We start from the raw sequence: 16,402 nt of genomic DNA, 5'->3' as shown, positions 1-16,402 counted from the left end.
CTGCGCCGCAGCGGCAGCGGCAGGCGCCTTCGCCGGCTGCGCTTCCGCACCCGGCTTGAGGTTGCCCTCGCCTTCGACCTCCAGGCGGCTCAGCTCGCCGCCCACGGCCATGACCTGACCCACGTCCCCGCCCAGCGCGACCACGCGGCCGATCACCGGCGCGGGAATCTCGACCGTGGCCTTGTCGGTCATGACGTCGGCCAGCGGCTGGTCCTCGGCCACCATGTCGCCGATCTTCACGTGCCAGGCGACCAGTTCCACTTCCGCGATGCCTTCGCCGATGTCGGGCATCTTGATGACATGAATACCCATTTCTCAACCCTCCATCGCGCGCTTGAACGCTTCGCCAACCCGGCGCGGGCCGGGGAAGTACGCCCATTCCTGCGCGTGCGGATACGGCGTATCCCAGCCGGTCACGCGCTCCACGGGCGCCTCCAGATGATGGAAGCAGTGTTCCTGCACCAGCGAAATCAGCTCGGCGCCGAAGCCGCAGGTGCGCGTGGCTTCGTGCACCACCACGCAGCGGCCGGTCTTCTTGACGGAGTTGACGATGGCGTCCAGGTCCAGCGGCCACAGGCTGCGCAGGTCGATGACTTCGGCATCGATGCCGGTTTCCTCGGCGGCCGTCAGCGACACGTGCACGGTGGTGCCGTAGGTCAGCACGGTCAGCGCGTTGCCGGGCCGCACGATGGCGGCCGTGTCCAGCGGTACGGTGTAGTAGCCGGTGGGCACCACGCTGCCCGGCCGCCCGGTCCAGGGCGTGACGGGCCGGTCGTGATGGCCGTCGAACGGGCCGTTGTAGAGCCGCTTGGGCTCCAGGAAGATGACCGGGTCATCGTTCTCGATGGCCGCGATCAGGAGGCCCTTGGCGTCATAGGGATTGGACGGCATTACCGTGCGCAGCCCGCACACCTGCGTGAACATGGCTTCGGGGCTCTGGCTGTGCGTCTGTCCGCCATAGATGCCGCCGCCGCAAGGCATGCGGATGGTCATGGGCGCGACGAACTCGTTGACCGAGCGGTAGCGCAGGCGCGCGGCCTCGGACACGATCTGGTCGGAGGCCGGATAGAAATAGTCCGCGAACTGGATCTCGCAGACCGGGCGCAGGCCGTAGGCACCCATGCCCACCGCCACGCCGACGATGCCGCCTTCGGAGATGGGCGTGTCGAACACGCGCGAGCTGCCGTACTTGGTCTGCAGGCCTTCGGTGCAACGGAACACGCCGCCGAAATAGCCCACGTCCTGGCCGAACACCACGACATTGTTGTCGCGCTCCAGCATTACATCCATGGCCGAGCGCAAAGCCTGGATCATGGTCATCGGCGCGGAGGCCGGACCAACGTTGTTATCGATAGCCATGATCAGACTCCGAGCTGCTGACGCTGCCGGCGCAAGTGCTCCGGCATGTCCTTGTAGACGTCTTCAAAGATGCTGGCCGCGCTGGGGACGTGGCCGTCCACCAGGGTGCCGTAGCTTTCCGCTTCCTTCTGGGCCGCCAGGATCTCGGCGTCGAGCTCGGCCTTGACGGCTTCGTGCTCTTCGTCGGACCAGATGCCCAGCAGGATCAGGTGCTGCTTGAAGCGCGCTATCGGGTCGCCCAGCGGGAAGTGGCTCCAGTCGTCGCCGGGGCGGTACTTGGAGGGATCGTCGGAGGTCGAGTGCGGGCCGGCGCGGTAGGTCACCCATTCGATCAGGGTCGGACCGAGGTTGCGGCGGGCGCGTTCGGCCGCCCAGCTCGAAGCGGAATAGACCGCCAGGAAATCGTTGCCATCCACCCGCAGCGACGCGATGCCGCAGCCCACGCCACGGCCCGCGAAGGTCGCGCCTTCGCCGCCGGCGATCGCCTGGAAGGTGGAAATGGCCCACTGGTTGTTGACCACGTTCAGGATGACCGGCGCGCGGTAGACGTGCGCAAAGGTCAGCGCGGTATGGAAGTCGGCTTCGGCGGTGGCGCCGTCGCCGATCCAGCCGGACGCGATGCGGGTGTCGCCCTTGATGGCCGAGGCCATGCCCCAGCCCACCGCCTGGATGAACTGCGTGGCCAGGTTGCCCGAGATGCTGAAGAAGCCGCGTTCGCGATCGGAGTACATGACCGGCAGTTGGCGGCCCTTGAGCGGATCGCGTTCGTTGGACATCAGCTGGCACATCATGGTGACCAGGGAGACGTCGCGCGCCAGCAGGATGCTTTGCTGGCGGTAGGTCGGAAAGCACATGTCGCCCTGTTCCAGCGCCATGGCATGGGCCGTGCCGATGGCTTCTTCGCCCAGGCTCTGCATGTAGAAGGAGATCTTCTTCTTGCGCTGGGCGGTCAGCATGCGCGCATCGAAGAGGCGCGTCTTCAGCATGTTGCGCATGCCGGCGCGCAGCTGCTCGTGGCTGAGCTCCGGCGCCCACGGTCCGACGGCGCTGCCGTCGTCGGCGATCACCCGGACCAGGCTGTAGGCCAGCCTGCCGGTATCGACCGCGGCAACATCAATGGGGGGTTTGGGCACATCGCCGGGCGGCGACAGGTGCAGGTAGGAAAAGTCGGTCTTGCAACCCGGGCGGCCGGTAGGCTCCGGGACGTGCAACTTCAACGGCCCATATTGGCTCATGTATTGTCTCCACGCTTGATCGTGTCATGCGCATTCTTCTTACCAAGACACTGCCCAAGGGGATGACCTCGGACATTGCCATCGTCGGCCGGTACAAAGGGATGAACATGCACGGCCGGGAGCCAGAGTAGCACAGGGCGCGCCCCCAAGACAGGGGCCGCGCCGGGCCTCGTTACCGGCGCCAGCTGGGGGTCGCGTGGCGCGTCCGGGGATCGCCGTAGCGGCAACGGCTGGCGTCATATACTTCCAGTCCCTGAATCCCTGGAAACCGACGTGCCCGGATTGACTGCCTCCAAATGGCTCAGCTGGACCGGCATCGTGTTCGCCGCGCTTTACCTCGCCATTGTCATCCTCTGCGTCGCCGGCGCGCTCTCGGCCGACGGCGATGACAAAGGACGATTCGTGTTGCTGCAGTTGCCGCTGGCGCCGCAACTCGCGCTGCTGCATGAATTGAACCTGGACCGCCTGCTGGGCGACCTGTCGTGGGTCGGCGGTTACCTGCTGATCGGGCTGCCTACGCTGGCCCTCTTCTACTTTGCCGGCTGGATTCTGGAGCAACTCGTGCGCGCGGCCTTCCGGCCGTTCGCGGGCCGCCGGTAGGCAGCCGCCCCTCCATTTGGATATCAAGATTGATCGCACCCGGAAGGGGATACATGCTCAATCTTGGAAACGCCCGTGCACTTTGAGCAGCACTCGCGACAGCGCCAGAATATTGGCCTCCGGCGAATCCTTGCGCCAGATCAGGCGGGTTATGGCTCGGTTGAATCTGGGCGGCAGCGGGTGGACACTCAGGCACGAGCGCTCGACGTACGTGCCTAACACGCTGCGCGGCATGAGTGCGATTCCCATGCCCACCGCCACGCAGCCCAGGATCACATGGTACGAACCCACCTCGACGATACGCTGGGGTTTGGTGCGAGAACGCGCGAACCAGTCCTCCAAGCGCTGGCGGTGCGGGCAGCCGGGATGAAAAGCCAGTAGGGCTCGGGATGGAACATCCTTGGGTGAGGCAATGGGCGGATGTTTGGCCTCGGCCACGATGACCAGTTCCTCTTCGTAGATCGCCATCGAGTTCAGGCGCTTGTCCGACATGGAATCCGCGATCAGCGCCGTGTCCAGCTCGCCCTTGAGCACCCGCTGGATCAGCTCGCGCGGATCGTCCGAGTACAGCTCCAGCGTCACATCGGGGTACATCTCGTGGAACACCCCCAGCGGCTGGGGCAGGCGCACGGCGGCCGTGCTCTCCATCGCCCCAAGCCGCAGCAGGCCCTTGGGCCGGTCATTGCGCGTGGCCTCCGAGGCTTCTTGCGCCAGATCGAGCAGCCGCTCCGCATAATCCATCAGCACCTTGCCAGCCGGCGACAGTTGCAGCGAACGCCCCTCGCGGATGAACAGCGCGACCCCCAGTTTTTCTTCCAACTGCTGAACGCGCACCGTGATGCTGGACTGCGCCCGGTGCAGCGCCTCGGCCGCCTTGTTGATGCCTCCCGCCTGCACGACGGCCTGGAACGTGCGCAGCTCCGACAGCTCCACCATATCGATTTCTCCGAACAATTTGTTCCCAATAATTCATTTTACGAGATGAATACAAGTGCCTACATTGGCTCAGCAGATGAATATTGAAGACGGAGTGGCCATGAAAATCAGCGTGATCGGAATCGACGTCATGGGTGAGCCCATCGCCCGCAATCTACAAATAGTGGGTATGGCCGTCACGGTCTATTGCCGTACGCCAACCACGCGGCGGGCGTTCGAGGGGAGCGGCATCGTCAAGGCATTGCGCGACAAGGCGGCGCCATGAACACGCCAATGATCGCTTCGTCCGCACCGCCGCTGAGCAAGGGCTCCATTGGCGTGCTCTGCGGCCTGGCGGTGGCCCTGATCTGGTCGGGCTGGACGGTCGCCACGCGCCTGGCGATGAAGACCAGTCTGGCGCCCGCTGACGTGACCATGCTGCGCTTCGGCGTATCAGCGCTGTTCCTATGGCCGATCCTTCTGCGACAAGGAATGCGGATCGAGGGGCTGCGGCGGATCGGCATCGGCAGGGTCTGCATCATGCTGGTCGGCGCTGGCGTGCCCTTCATGATGGCCGCCTCGGTAGGTATGCGCTTTGCCCCGGCCTCGCATGTCGCCACGCTGATGATCGGCTCCATGCCGATCTGGGTAGCGCTGCTGTCCGCAGCCTTGTATGGCGAGCGCTTCAGCCGCATGCAGGTGTGCGGCCTGCTGTCTGTCATTGCGGGTGCGGCCTGCATGGGCGGCTATGCGCTGATGGCGCACCGGGCGCAAGACGAATGGCTCGGCGATTTGCTGTTTCTCTGCGGCGGACTACTATTCGCCAGCTATACGGTGACGCAACGGCGCTCCGGCATCAGCCCCTGGCAGGCAACGGCACTGGTCAACGTGGGCTCGGCGCTGATCTTCGCGCCGGTCTACTTCCTGTTCCTGAGCCCCGGCATTTTCTCCGCGCCACTGCGCGACGTGCTGTTCCAGGTCGTGGCCCAAGGAATATTTGTCGCCATTCTTGCCATGTTCTTCTACGCCGAGGCCGTGCGTCGGCTGGGTGCGCCGCGTGCCTCAATCTTCGGCGCGCTGGCTCCGGCGCTGGCGATGCTGATTGAGATGCCTGTGCTGGGAGAGTTTCCAAGCGCAGCGACGCTGGCTGGGATCGCGCTGGTAATGGCGGGTGTGGTGCTGATGGTCACGGGAGCAAAGAGGCCGAAATCAGCCTGACCGCGCAGCATGCCAATGAAAGAACCTGCCATCCCACTGGATCAGCTAACCACCATCGCACCACACCTGGAAATGGGCGCCCGGCACATCCGCGGCCTCAGACCGGACCGGTCCACTCCGTGACGAACTCGCGGTAGTCCGGGCGGTTGGCCGGCGGCACCGCGCAAGCCGGAGTACCGATGGCCAGGAAGCCGAGGAAGCGGTAGTCCAGCGCGTCAAGGCCCAGCGCCGCCTGCACGTCTTCGACGTAGGTGCCGATGCCGGTGCTCCAAAACGCGCCGTAGCCCAGCATGTGCACGGCGTTAAGCAGGTTCATGGTGGCGGCGCCGGTGGCCAGCAACTGTTCCTGTTCCGGGATCTTGGTGTTGTCGTGCGCGATCTTCTGCGCCACCGCGATGAACAGCGGCACGCCGGCCATCCACTCGCGCACCGACTTTTCCTTTTCGGGGGTCATGCGCGGATCGCCGCTGCGCTTGACGGCGTCCAGCGCCAGATCGGCCAGCTTGCCGATGGCCTCGCCCTGGATCACCACGAAACGCCAGGGACGCAAGGCGCCATGGTCGGGCGCCGACATGGCCGCCTGCAGGATCTGTTCGAGTTCCTCGGGCTTGGGCGCCGGGGCGCGGAGGAACTTGAAGGAACGGCGCGTATTCAAGGCGTGCAGCGGGGTGGCGGTCTGGGTCGTGGTCATCGGATCTGGCGTCAATGAGAAAGAAACACAATTCATATTACGCCACTCCGCTGCCACGGACCGTCATCCCCCCGGACCGCCAGAGGTCATTCGATCTGGATGCCGACTTCCTTGATGACGCTCGCCCAGCGCGCCAGCTCGGCGTTGACGAACTGGCCCAGCTCGGCCGGGCTGCTGGTGCCGGGCGTCGCGCCCTCGCCCTTGAAGCGGGTCTGCAAGGCCGGCACGGCCAGCGATCGCGCCACGGCCTTGTTCAGCACCTCCACCACCGCGTCCGGCGTGCCCTTGGGCGCCATCAACGCATTCCACGTGTTGATCTCGTAGCCCTTGAACATGGGATCCTCGGCCACCGTGGGCACCTCGGGCAGTTCCGCCGAACGGTCCCGCGTGGTGACGGCCAGGGCGCGCAGGGCGCCGGCGCGGACTTGTGGCAAGGCTGCGGGCAAGGTGGCGAAACTGAACTGGGTTTCGCCGCTCATGACCGAGGAATTGGCGAGCGAGCCGCCGCGGTACGGCACGTGCTGGATCTGTACCTTGGCCTCCGAGGCGAACATCGCCCCGGCCACATGCACCGGCGAACCGTTGCCGCTGGAGGAATAGTTCAGGTCGCCCGGCTTCTCGCGCGCCAATTTGACCAGGTCCGCCACCGACGTGACCGGCAGCTTGGGATTGGCGACCAGCACCAGCGGGATCGAGGCAATCATGCTGACCGGCGTGAAGCCGCCCACCGGGTCATAGCCCAGCGACTTCTTGTACACGACCGGATTGATGCCGTGGCTGGACACGGTGGCCATGAACAGGGTGTAGCCATCGGGCGCGGCCTGCTGCACGGAGGCTGCGGCGATATTGCCGGCGGCGCCGGCCTTGTTCTCGATGATGACGGGCTGCTTGAGCTCCTTGCTCAACTGCTCGCCCAGCGCCCGCGCCAGGATGTCGGTGGTGCCGCCAGCGGCATAGCCCACCACGATGCGCACCGGCTGGCTGGGATATGCCCCCTGCGCGTGCAGCGGCGCCGCGCACAGCCACACTGCCAGCCCCGCCAGGCCTGCCCTCAGATGAACCGCTTTCATGTCTGTCTCCTCGTCGCCGCGCTTGCTGCGCGGTCTATGGCCTGGCCGTCCTCAATGGGATCGGTGGCCGGGTTGATCCGGTCCGCGCGCGGATTCTGGACGCAAGCCTCCCCCGGCCGCGCCGATGCCGGCGCGGACCTGCAAGCCGCGTAGGGAATCCGGCCCGCGGCCGGAGATCAGGTGCCGGTGAACACCGGCGCTCTCTTTTCCGCGAACGCCTTGCGGCCCTCGCGGTAGTCATTGCTTTCGAAACACTCCAGCACCAGCCGGCGCATGCCTTCCACGTCGACCTCCGGCCCCAGTTGCTGAAGCTGGCGGATCATCTTCTTGCCCGCGCGCAGCGTCAGCGGCGCGTTGGCCTGGATCTGCGTCAGCATGGTCTCCAGCGCCTGCGGCAGTTCTGCCACCGGCGCCACCTTGCGGATCAGGCCCAGCTCCTTGGCCTGGTGGGCGTCATAGCGCGCCGCCGTCAGGAAAATTTCCAGCGCATTGGCCGGGCCGACCGCGGTCACCAGGTTGCGGATCGCGGTCAGGCGGTAGCCCAGGCCCAGCTTGCCGGCGGGGATCGCAAAACTGCTGTTGTCGGAGGCGATGCGGATGTCGCAGCAGAGCGCAATGTTCAGGCCGCCGCCGATGCAATAGCCCTGGATGTACGCGATCGTGGGCTTGTCGTAGTCGTACAGCGCCAACTGCGCGGTTTCGGCCACCCGCTCGTATGCCACCACCGCGTCCTCGCCGCTGCGCAGCGTGTCGAACTGCGAGATGTTCGCGCCGCTGACAAAGGCCTTGCCGCCCGCGCCCTGCAGCACCACCGCGCGGATCTCCGGGTCCTGGCGAAAGGCTTCCAGCACCACCGGCACCGCCTCCCACATGGCGAACGATACGGCGTTGTGCCGCTGCGGATCGTTGAAGGTCAGCCAACCTATCGCGCCGCGCTTCTCGGCCACGATGTTGTCGGTGATGTCGCCCTGCAGGATACGTTGGATGGTCACGGTTGCTTTCCTTGTATGACGGTCTGGTGCCGTTGGATGCCATTGGTCAGGTGCGCGCGCATGGCAAGGCGCGCGGCCTCGCTGTCGCCGGCCACGATGGCATCGAAGATGCGGTGGTGTTCGCGCTCGATTTCCGGCACGCGCTCGGTGCCGGCGCTGGTGTAACGCAGCGTGCGCACGGCGCCGCGGAACACGTGGCGCAGGTGCGCCAGCAGGCGCACGAAGTAAGGATTGTTGGTGGCCTCGCCCACGGCCATGTGGAAGTCCAGCGCATGGTCGGCGCCGGCCTGCCAGTCGTTGCCTGCCGCATCGACCCGTTGCAGGGCCTGGCGCAGGGTTTCGATCTGTTCTGCACTGCGATGCAGCGCTGCCTGCGCGGCCGCGCCGGATTCCAATTCCACCCGCAGCCAGAATATGTGCAACAGCGGCTCGGGCTGCAGCAGGTCTTCGGGCGCGATCTCGAAATTGCGCGTGCCCACATCCTGCGCCACGAAGGAACCCACGCCGCGCCGCGTGTCGACATAGCCCGACAGCTTCAGCCGCGCGATCGCCTCGCGCACCACGTTGCGGCTGACGGCGAACATCTGCGCCAGCTCGAATTCCGTGGGCAGGCGCTGGCCTGGCTCGAATTCGCGCGCCACGATCTTCTGGCGGATCTGCGAGGCGATCTCGTCCGGCAGGTTGTCGGGGCGTCCCAGGCTGGTGAAGACCTGGTCGGCGGGAATGGATGGTGCGTTCATGTCTGGGCTGTCTCCGTCTGGGCCGCCGGATACGCGGGCGGCCTTGGCGGCGATATTATGCTTGGAGCCTGGGCCTGCGGCCCTCAGATGACGCCCTCGCGGGCCAATTGCTGCAAGTCGGCCTGCGCCAGGCCCAGCATGCCGCCATAAACGTCGCCGTTGTGCTGGCCGCGTTCCGGCGCAGGCGCCATTTCTCCGGACGCCGAACGACTCAGGATCATGGGCTGCCCCACGACCGAAATCGGCCCCAGCGAGGGATGCTGGATCTCGCGGCTCAGCCCCAAGTGCTGCACCTGTGGATCCTGAAAGGTCTGGTCCATGCCCAGGATCGGGCCGCAAGGCACGCCCTCCTTGTTCATCAGCGCAATCCACTCGGCGGTGCGGCGCGTGCTGGTGCGCGCGCCGATGGCCGCGTTCAGCGCAGGACGGTTGCGCGCCCGCAGCGGCACGGTCAGGAAACGCTCGTCCTCGATCAGTTCCGGCAGTTCCAGCACCCGGCACAGGCGCGCGTAGATGTCATTGCCCATGGCCGCGATATTCATATAGCCGTCGCTGGTGGGGAACACGCCGGTGGGGCTGCTGGTGGGGTGGTCGTTGCCGCTCTGGCCCGGCACCTCGCCGTTCATCAGCCAGCGCATCGCCTGGAAATCCATCATCCAGACCTGCGATTGCAGCAGCGAGGTCTGCACCCACTGCCCCTGCCCCGAGACCTCGCGCTCCAACAGCGCGATGAAGATACCGATGGCGCAGAACAGGCCGGAAGTCAGGTCCGCCACCGGAATCCCGGCCCGCATGGGGCCGCGACCGGGTTCGCCGGTCACCGACATCAGCCCGCCTATGCCCTGCGCGATCTGGTCCAGTCCCGGCCGCCCGGCGTAGGGGCCATCCTGGCCGAAACCGGAGACGCTGGCGTAGACGATGCGCGGATTCACCTGGCGCAGTGTCTCGTAATCGATGCCCAGCTTGAACTTGACGTTGGGCCGGTAGTTTTCCACCACCACGTCGGCCTGGCGCACCAGGTCCAGGAACAACGCCCGGCCCTGCGGATGCTTCAAATTCAACGTGACACTGCGCTTATTGCGGTGGGTGTTCTGGTAGTCGGCGAACTGGGCCGAGCCGCCCGGCTTGTCGTCCTGCTCGTCGCTCGGCTCCTCGATCTTGATGACGGTGGCGCCCCAGTCCGCGAACTGGCGCACGGCGGCGGGTCCCGACCGTACCCGCGTCAGGTCCAGGACGGTAAATCGGCCCAAGGGCTTGGAATCCATGCTTGTCTGCCTCTCTGTTCGGCGCTGTTGGTCGTGGACCGCGGCTGCCTTGTCTTTATTTGTTGGATGTTGGACATCTTACATGCTGATTTTGGACGCAACAAGACGCCGCCGCGCTTTTTGCGCGGCGGGTTTTCCCTAGGATTTCAGTCTTGCCCTCAGTGGTTTCGCCCCGCCGGGGGCGAAAATCAGCCCAGGTGCGTGTGGCGTTCCTGGCGCTCTTCCACCTGCATTTCGCTCAGGCCATGCAGGATGCCGCAATCTTCCGCATCCGGCCGGGCCGACAGGCAGCGCCGGCGTAGCTCGGTCAATTGGGTTTTGAGCTGGGTCAGTTCGGCGATGCGCTCGTCCACGTGGGAGATATGCTCGTCGAACAGCTCATTGATGGGGCCGCACCCGCTTTGATGGTTGTCCGCCAGCGACAGAATCGCGCGGATCTCGTCCTGCGTCATGTCCAGCGCGCGGCAGTTGCGGATCAGGCGCAGCCGCTCCAGATGCGGCTGCCCATAACTGCGGTAGTTGTTCAGTCCCCTTTCCGGGGCCGGCAACAGCCCTTCTTTCTCGTAATACCTGACGGTCTCGACCGTGGTTCCGGCCGCCGTGGCCAATTCGCCGATACGCATCGCTGCCTCCCGGATCGCATCCGATTGATATAGGGGGTTGACCCTATAGTAACTCCAAGGTGTGGAATAGCGTCACCAGCTTATTTCAAGGCAGAGGACGATGTCTTTACCTCCGGTCAAAAAACACGAACATATGCCCGCCGGGCAAGGCGGCGCCTGCTGCACGGGCAGCGACTGCGACGCCCCCACCCAGGACGGACAGGCTCATTCCGGGCACGACCATGCTAGCCACGCCCATGCCGGACATGATCACGCCAGCCACAGCCATGCGGGCCACGACCATGGCCACGATCACGCCGGCCATGGCCATGCAGACCACGGCCACGATCACAAATCCGCGCACGCCCACGACCACGCCGAGGCCGCCTGCTGCGGCCACGGCGACGGCCAGCCCTTCAGCGTCTCGGCCGCCGGCGCGGCCACGCTTACCGCCGGCCCCGGCCAGTCGCTGGCGCGCCTGCGCATCGGCCAGATGGACTGCCCCACCGAGGAAACGCTGATCCGCAAAAAGCTGGACAACATGGCCGACGTGCATGCGCTGGATTTCAACCTGATGCAGCGCATCCTGACAGTGGTGCACGCCGAAGGCGCGCTGGACCGCGTCATGGCCGCCATCAAGTCCCTGGACATGACACCGGAACCCTTGGCCGACAACGCGCCCGGCACACCCGCCCCCGCCGCCAAGCCGGTGAACTGGTGGATGATCGGCGGCGCGGGCGTCCTGGCGGCGCTATCCGAACTGTCGCATTTCGCCGGCTGGCCGCTGGGCGTCACCGCGGCCCTGGCCGTGGCCGCCATCCTGGCCTGCGGCATCACCACTTACCGCAAGGGCTGGATTGCCGTGCGCAACGGCAACCTCAACATCAATGCCCTGATGAGCATCGCCGTCACCGGCGCCGTGCTGATCGGCCAATGGCCCGAGGCGGCCATGGTGATGTTCCTGTTCAACGTGGCCGAGCTGATCGAAGCCCGCTCCCTGGACCGGGCGCGCAACGCGATCCGCGGCCTGCTCGACCTGGCGCCGGAAACCGCCACCGTGCGCCAGGCCAGTGGCGAATGGCTGGAAGTGCCTGCCGCCAGGCTGCAGGTAGGCGACATCGTGCGCGTGCGTCCCGGTGAACGCATCGCCGCCGACGGCATCATCGTCAGCGGCAGCTCGGCCGTGGACCAGTCGCCCATCACCGGCGAAAGCCTGCCCGTGGAAAAGACGCAGGACGACCCGGTCTACGCCGCCACCGTCAACGCGGCCGGCTCCTTCGAATACCGCGTCACCGCGGCGGCCGGCAACACCACGCTGGCGCGCATCATCCACGCCGTCGAACAGGCGCAAGGCGCGCGCGCGCCGACCCAGCGCTTCATCGACCGCTTCTCGCGCATCTACACGCCTGCGGTGGTCGGCATCGCGCTGCTGGTAGCGGTGCTGCCGCCACTGCTGTGGGACCAGCCCTGGTTCGACGCGATCTACCGCGCCCTGGCGCTGCTGATCATCGCCTGCCCCTGCGCACTGGTGATTTCGACCCCGGTCAGCATCGTCAGCGGCCTGACCGCAGCCTCGCGCCGCGGCATCCTGGTCAAGGGCGGCGTGTACCTCGAAGAAGGCCGCAACCTGAAATGGCTGGCGCTGGACAAGACCGGCACGCTGACCCACGGCAAGCCGGTACAGACCGACATCCAGGATTGGGACCTGTCCGACCAGAGCCGCCAGCCGGCCACGCTGGTCGCGGCCAGCCTGGCGGCACGCTCCGACCACCCGGTGTCGCTGGCCGTGGCCAATGCCGCGCGCGAAGCCGGCACGGTGTTGCTGGATGTGCAAGACTTCACCGCCCTGCCCGGCCGCGGCGTCAGCGCGACACTGGACGGCGTGACCTTCCAGCTGGGCAACCGCCGCCTGATGCGCGAACTGGGCGTTTCCAGCCCCAAGCTGGAAGCGCGCCTGGATGAACTGGAACGCCAGGGCAAGAGCGCCATCGCGCTGAGCGACGGCAGCCGCGTGCTGGCCGTGGCCGCCGTGGCCGACACGGTCAAACCGACCAGTGCCGCCGCCATCGCGGACTTGCACGCCCTGGGCGTGCGCACGCTGATGCTGACGGGCGACAACACGCCCACGGCACAGGCCATCGCGAAACAAGTCGGCATCGACGAAGCGCGCGGCGACCAATTGCCCGAAGACAAGCTGGCCGCCATCGAAAGCAAGCTGGCGTCCGGCGGCCGCGTCGGCATGGTGGGCGACGGCATCAACGACGCCCCCGCCCTGGCCCGCGCCGACATCGGCTTCGCCATGGGCGCGGCCGGCACCGGCACCGCCATCGAGACGGCGGACGTGGCCCTGATGGACGATGACCTGCGCAAGATCGGCACCTTCCTGCGCCTGTCGCACGCCACCCATCGCGTGCTGGTGCAGAACATCGTGCTGGCGCTGGGCATCAAGGCCGTGTTCCTGGCCCTGGCCATGACCGGCAACGCCACGCTGTGGATGGCGGTGTTCGCCGACGTCGGGGCCAGCCTGCTGGTGGTGGCCAACGGCCTGCGGCTGTTGCGGGCGGCGCCGGCCGCCCATTGACACAGAGGGGCAGCCTGGCTCCCCGGCGGCGCATGCTGAGCATGGCCGCCGGCAACAGCAGGCTTCAGCCCGCCTGTTCTTCCTGCGGCCAGTCGCGCAACACCGGCGCATCCGGGGCGCCGGGACCGACGTCGCGCAAATGGTCGTGCTGCAGCAGGGCCATGCGGTAGGCGTCGCGGTAGCCGCCGTTGGAAAAGAACTCTTCCTTCAGCAAGCCTTCGATCTGGAAACCGCAGCGCTCGTAGATGTGCACGGCTGCGGTGTTGTCCTTGTCCACCACCAGATAGACCTTGTGCAGGTTCAGCACGCGGAAGGCGTAGCCCACCGCGATGCGGGTCGCCGCCTTGGCGTAACCCCGGCCCTGATAGCTGGGCGCGATGATGATCTGGAATTCGGCGCGGCGGTGGATGTAGTCGATTTCCACCAGCTCGACCAGGCCGGCAGGCTGCCCGGTGTCGTGCTCGATGATGAAACGCCGCTCGTTCTGGTCATGCAAGTGGCGGTCATACAGGGCAACCAGTTCGTCGTAGGCCTCGTAGGGCTCTTCGAACCAATAACGCATGATGACGTCGTTATTGTTGATCTTGTGCACGAAGTGCAGGTCGCCACGCTCCAGGGGGCGTATTTTGATATCGGATATGACCGACATAGTGATACCTCCGAAAGTGCGCCCATTGTATGCGGGCGCGGCCGGATGCGCTGGCGCTCAGCCGCCCGAGAAGGCCGGCAGGCGTTGCTCGATGCGGCGCATGACCTCGTTGGCGGCGGAAGACAACGGCCGTCCCAGGCGCAGCAGCGCCTGGCATTCCGGCGCGCTCAGGATCGGATGCGCGATGGGAATCGCCACCAGTTCGCCGCTAGCCAGTTCGTGATGCACGCCCAGGTTGGGCATCAGCGTCACGCCCGCCCCCGTCATCGCGTACTGCTTCAACACGCGCAGCGAATTGGTGGTGAGGCTGGGCGTCAGGTGGATGCGCTCGGTGAATTCCAGCAGGTCCACCGCCTGGCGCAGCCCGTAGGGCGCGGACATCAGCGCGAACGGGTACGGCAGGATATCGGCGATGGTCAGCGGCCCGCGCCGCGCGGCCAGGGCGTGGCCGCGGCCGGCCAACAGGCAGACCGGATGCTTGCGGCTGGCGCGGCAGCGCAGGCGTGGATCCACGGGCGGGTTGTAGGCCAGCCCGATATGGGCCGCATCAGAAGCCACCGCTTCCACCACCTCGTTCACCGACCCCACGTTGACGCTGATGTTGATCTGCGGATATTCGATGCAGAACGGCCCGACCACGTGCTCCATCAGGCCGTCGATGAAACCTTCGCTGATCATCAACTGCACGTTGCCGCGCTGCATGCCGCGCAACTCCTGCAGGCGCGCGTTCAGGTGTTCCTGCTGGGCGCGACAGCCGCGGTGGTACTCCAGCAGCATGTCGGCGGCCTCGGTCGGCGTCAGCCCGCGCGAACGCCGCTCGAACAGTTGCACGCCCAGTTCCTTTTCCAGCAGCTGGATCTGCCGGCTGATGACGGAGGCCGCCGTATCCAGCTTGTCCGCCGCGCCCCGTATCGAGCCGCAGGCCATGACCTCGTTGAAGTATTTCAGGCGGACCTGGCTGATTTCCTGCATGGCGCGCATTCCTGGCGCGCTTGATCGCGCCGGTTGAGGGTGATTCCGGAGTTGCCCGTAGTGTTGCCCATAGGGCAACGATAATTTATCACCCCGGTCATTGTTCGGAACGCCACAGTCTTCCAATAATGGCGGCCCGGAAGCCATAGGGCTTCCGGCGCAACCCCAGCCACCGCGGGCGCCAGACCCGCGCGAGGAGACATGCAATGCCAAATCCGACCACGCCGGGCGCGGACCCGCGCCTGGCCCCCCTGTACCGCAAGATCACATGGCGCCTGCTGCCCTTCTTGCTGCTCTGTTACGTCTTTGCCTACCTGGACCGCATCAACATCGGCTTCGCCAAGCTGCAGATGCAGCAGGACATCGGCATTTCCGACGCCGTCTACGGTCTGGGCGCCGGCATCTTCTTCCTGGGCTATGTCCTGTTCGAAGTGCCCAGCAACCTGCTGCTGACCCGCATCGGCGCGCGCCGCACGATCAGCCGCATCATGGTGCTATGGGGCCTGACCTCGGCCTCGATGCTGTTCGTGCAGGGCGAATGGAGCTTCTACATCCTGCGCTTCATGCTGGGGGTGTTCGAAGCCGGCTTCGCGCCCGGCATGATCTTCTACCTGACCTATTGGTACTCGCAGTCGCGCATGGCCGGCGTCATGGCGGTGGTGATGCTGGCCGGCCCCATCGGCGGCATCGTCGGCGGCCCGGCATCGGCCTGGATCATGACGGCGTTCTCGGGCGCGCACGGCCTGGACGGCTGGCAATGGATGTTCCTGCTGGAAGGCCTGCCCTGCGTGCTGCTGGGCGTGGTGGCCTACCGCTACCTGGACGACAAGCCTGCCGAGGCCAAGTGGCTCAGCGCAGAAGAAAAGACGCTGCTGGCGTCCGACCTGGAAACCCGCGGCTCGCAGCAGAAGCACGCCTTCAAGCAGGTGCTGCGCGACCCGGCCATCTACGGCATGGCCCTGACGTACTTCTGCCTGATCTGCGGTATCTATGCCGTGAGCTTCTGGCTGCCCACGCTGCTCAAGCTGGCGGGCGTGCAGGACACCATGGAAATCGGCCTGTACTCCGCCATTCCCTACATCGCCGCGGCCGCCTTCATGCTGTGGTTCGCCCGCAGCTCGGACCGCATGCAGGAACGACGCTGGCACACGCTGATTCCCGCCCTGCTGGCCGGCATATCGCTGTGCGTGGCCACCGCCGCGCCGACGCAATTCGCGCTATCCCTGACGGCCATCACGCTGGCCACCGGCTTCATGTGGGCCTCTTACACGGTATTCTGGGCAATTCCTTCGCAGTACCTCAAAGGCGAAGCAGCGGCCGGCGGCATCGCGCTCATCAACAGCATCGGGCTGCTCGGCGGCTTCCTCAGCCCGTCCATCATCGGCTGGTCCAAGCAGGCCACCGGCACGCTGGCTGGCGGCCTGTACGTGATCTCCGCCTTGCTGGTGGCCGGCGCCCTGCTCCTGCTGGTGAACCGCCCGCCCCGTCCCGCGCCAGCCCGCGCCTGAAGTCC

At 66.2% G+C, this 16,402-nt stretch carries 17 protein-coding genes; 5 read left to right on the top strand and 12 right to left on the bottom strand.

The features are described 5' to 3' along the window. The 3 genes from WBB14_RS16375 to WBB14_RS16365 all read right to left on the bottom strand — a co-directional run. On the bottom strand, positions 1-312 hold a 312-nt coding region (locus tag WBB14_RS16375; RefSeq protein WP_424240776.1), incomplete at its 3' end, for a biotin/lipoyl-containing protein. Positions 313-315: 3 nt separating this feature from the next. After that, the gene (locus tag WBB14_RS16370; protein ID WP_424240775.1) at positions 316-1,359 is read right to left on the bottom strand and encodes an alpha-ketoacid dehydrogenase subunit beta; all 1,044 of its coding nucleotides are present in this window, start codon (positions 1,357-1,359) and stop codon (positions 316-318) included. A gap of 2 nt (positions 1,360-1,361) precedes the next feature. Beyond that, a complete protein-coding gene (locus WBB14_RS16365; RefSeq protein ID WP_424240774.1) occupies positions 1,362-2,594 on the bottom strand; it encodes a 3-methyl-2-oxobutanoate dehydrogenase (2-methylpropanoyl-transferring) subunit alpha in 1,233 nt (410 codons plus the stop codon). 273 nt (positions 2,595-2,867) lie between these two features. Here WBB14_RS16365 and WBB14_RS16360 point away from each other — a divergent pair, with 273 nt between their 5' ends. Beyond that, positions 2,868-3,194 (top strand): hypothetical protein, encoded by a 327-nt coding sequence (locus WBB14_RS16360; RefSeq protein WP_424240773.1) that lies wholly within the window; start codon positions 2,868-2,870, stop codon positions 3,192-3,194. Between the two features lie 57 nt (positions 3,195-3,251). Here the strand turns inward: WBB14_RS16360 and WBB14_RS16355 are convergent, their stop codons facing one another. Beyond that, positions 3,252-4,130: a LysR substrate-binding domain-containing protein gene (locus WBB14_RS16355; protein ID WP_424240772.1), complete on the bottom strand. Its 879-nt coding sequence runs from the start codon at positions 4,128-4,130 to the stop codon at positions 3,252-3,254. 76 nt (positions 4,131-4,206) lie between these two features. Here WBB14_RS16355 and WBB14_RS16350 point away from each other — a divergent pair, with 76 nt between their 5' ends. Beyond that, complete coding sequence (locus WBB14_RS16350) at positions 4,207-4,395, top strand: NAD(P)-binding domain-containing protein (RefSeq protein ID WP_424240771.1); 189 nt, start codon at positions 4,207-4,209, stop codon at positions 4,393-4,395. Next, the gene (locus tag WBB14_RS16345) at positions 4,392-5,327 is read left to right on the top strand and encodes a DMT family transporter (RefSeq protein WP_424240770.1); all 936 of its coding nucleotides are present in this window, start codon (positions 4,392-4,394) and stop codon (positions 5,325-5,327) included. Before WBB14_RS16350 ends, WBB14_RS16345 begins: the two co-directional genes overlap by 4 nt. Before the next feature lie 97 nt (positions 5,328-5,424). Here WBB14_RS16345 and WBB14_RS16340 read toward each other — a convergent pair whose 3' ends face one another. The 6 genes from WBB14_RS16340 to cadR all read right to left on the bottom strand — a co-directional run bounded on the left by WBB14_RS16340 (position 5,425) and on the right by cadR (position 10,708). After that, entirely contained in the window at positions 5,425-6,018 is a 594-nt protein-coding gene (locus WBB14_RS16340; RefSeq protein ID WP_424240769.1) for a nitroreductase family protein, read from the bottom strand. Between the two features lie 86 nt (positions 6,019-6,104). Beyond that, positions 6,105-7,088, bottom strand: a complete 984-nt coding sequence (locus WBB14_RS16335) for a Bug family tripartite tricarboxylate transporter substrate binding protein (RefSeq protein WP_424240768.1) — start codon at positions 7,086-7,088, stop codon at positions 6,105-6,107. A 176-nt stretch (positions 7,089-7,264) separates the two neighbouring features. Further along, on the bottom strand, positions 7,265-8,080 hold the full coding sequence (locus WBB14_RS16330) for an enoyl-CoA hydratase (protein ID WP_424240767.1): 816 nt from the start codon (positions 8,078-8,080) through the stop codon (positions 7,265-7,267). Then, on the bottom strand, positions 8,077-8,820 hold the full coding sequence (locus tag WBB14_RS16325; protein ID WP_424240766.1) for a FadR/GntR family transcriptional regulator: 744 nt from the start codon (positions 8,818-8,820) through the stop codon (positions 8,077-8,079). The genes WBB14_RS16330 and WBB14_RS16325 overlap by 4 nt, the downstream gene beginning before the upstream one ends. A gap of 83 nt (positions 8,821-8,903) precedes the next feature. Then, the gene (locus WBB14_RS16320; protein WP_424240765.1) at positions 8,904-10,085 is read right to left on the bottom strand and encodes a CaiB/BaiF CoA transferase family protein; all 1,182 of its coding nucleotides are present in this window, start codon (positions 10,083-10,085) and stop codon (positions 8,904-8,906) included. Positions 10,086-10,273: 188 nt separating this feature from the next. Beyond that, positions 10,274-10,708 (bottom strand): Cd(II)/Pb(II)-responsive transcriptional regulator, encoded by a 435-nt coding sequence (cadR, locus tag WBB14_RS16315; RefSeq protein WP_424240764.1) that lies wholly within the window; start codon positions 10,706-10,708, stop codon positions 10,274-10,276. Between the two features lie 100 nt (positions 10,709-10,808). Between cadR and WBB14_RS16310 the strand changes: the two genes are divergently transcribed. After that, positions 10,809-13,268 (top strand): heavy metal translocating P-type ATPase, encoded by a 2,460-nt coding sequence (locus WBB14_RS16310; RefSeq protein ID WP_424240763.1) that lies wholly within the window; start codon positions 10,809-10,811, stop codon positions 13,266-13,268. Between the two features lie 64 nt (positions 13,269-13,332). Here WBB14_RS16310 and speG read toward each other — a convergent pair whose 3' ends face one another. Together speG and WBB14_RS16300 are read right to left on the bottom strand one after the other, a co-directional pair. Further along, on the bottom strand, positions 13,333-13,917 hold the full coding sequence (gene speG, locus WBB14_RS16305) for a spermidine N1-acetyltransferase (protein ID WP_332013903.1): 585 nt from the start codon (positions 13,915-13,917) through the stop codon (positions 13,333-13,335). Positions 13,918-13,974: 57 nt separating this feature from the next. After that, the gene (locus WBB14_RS16300; protein WP_013393256.1) at positions 13,975-14,889 is read right to left on the bottom strand and encodes a LysR family transcriptional regulator; all 915 of its coding nucleotides are present in this window, start codon (positions 14,887-14,889) and stop codon (positions 13,975-13,977) included. A 206-nt stretch (positions 14,890-15,095) separates the two neighbouring features. Here WBB14_RS16300 and WBB14_RS16295 point away from each other — a divergent pair, with 206 nt between their 5' ends. Then, complete coding sequence (locus tag WBB14_RS16295; RefSeq protein ID WP_424240762.1) at positions 15,096-16,397, top strand: MFS transporter; 1,302 nt, start codon at positions 15,096-15,098, stop codon at positions 16,395-16,397. Positions 16,398-16,402: the final 5 nt, after the last annotated feature.

It is taken from the genome of Achromobacter sp. (assembly GCF_049647645.1).
Classification (GTDB): Bacteria; Pseudomonadota; Gammaproteobacteria; order Burkholderiales; family Burkholderiaceae_B; genus Achromobacter.
This window is presented reverse-complemented; position numbering and strand designations above follow the sequence as displayed.

What these genes read in the sequence shown, in the direction of transcription:
- WBB14_RS16370 (WP_424240775.1), bottom strand. Translation starts at nt 1,359, where the DNA reads ATGGCTATCGATAACAACGTTGGTCCGGCCTCCGCGCCGATGACCATG.
- WBB14_RS16365 (WP_424240774.1), bottom strand. Translation starts at nt 2,594, where the DNA reads ATGAGCCAATATGGGCCGTTGAAGTTGCACGTCCCGGAGCCTACCGGC.
- WBB14_RS16355 (WP_424240772.1), bottom strand. Translation starts at nt 4,130, where the DNA reads ATGGTGGAGCTGTCGGAGCTGCGCACGTTCCAGGCCGTCGTGCAGGCG.
- WBB14_RS16350 (WP_424240771.1), top strand. Translation starts at nt 4,207, where the DNA reads ATGAATATTGAAGACGGAGTGGCCATGAAAATCAGCGTGATCGGAATC.
- WBB14_RS16345 (WP_424240770.1), top strand. Translation starts at nt 4,392, where the DNA reads ATGAACACGCCAATGATCGCTTCGTCCGCACCGCCGCTGAGCAAGGGC.
- WBB14_RS16340 (WP_424240769.1), bottom strand. Translation starts at nt 6,018, where the DNA reads ATGACCACGACCCAGACCGCCACCCCGCTGCACGCCTTGAATACGCGC.
- WBB14_RS16335 (WP_424240768.1), bottom strand. Translation starts at nt 7,088, where the DNA reads ATGAAAGCGGTTCATCTGAGGGCAGGCCTGGCGGGGCTGGCAGTGTGG.
- WBB14_RS16325 (WP_424240766.1), bottom strand. Translation starts at nt 8,820, where the DNA reads ATGAACGCACCATCCATTCCCGCCGACCAGGTCTTCACCAGCCTGGGA.
- WBB14_RS16320 (WP_424240765.1), bottom strand. Translation starts at nt 10,085, where the DNA reads ATGGATTCCAAGCCCTTGGGCCGATTTACCGTCCTGGACCTGACGCGG.
- cadR (WP_424240764.1), bottom strand. Translation starts at nt 10,708, where the DNA reads ATGCGTATCGGCGAATTGGCCACGGCGGCCGGAACCACGGTCGAGACC.
- WBB14_RS16310 (WP_424240763.1), top strand. Translation starts at nt 10,809, where the DNA reads ATGTCTTTACCTCCGGTCAAAAAACACGAACATATGCCCGCCGGGCAA.
- speG (WP_332013903.1), bottom strand. Translation starts at nt 13,917, where the DNA reads ATGTCGGTCATATCCGATATCAAAATACGCCCCCTGGAGCGTGGCGAC.
- WBB14_RS16300 (WP_013393256.1), bottom strand. Translation starts at nt 14,889, where the DNA reads ATGCAGGAAATCAGCCAGGTCCGCCTGAAATACTTCAACGAGGTCATG.
- WBB14_RS16295 (WP_424240762.1), top strand. Translation starts at nt 15,096, where the DNA reads ATGCCAAATCCGACCACGCCGGGCGCGGACCCGCGCCTGGCCCCCCTG.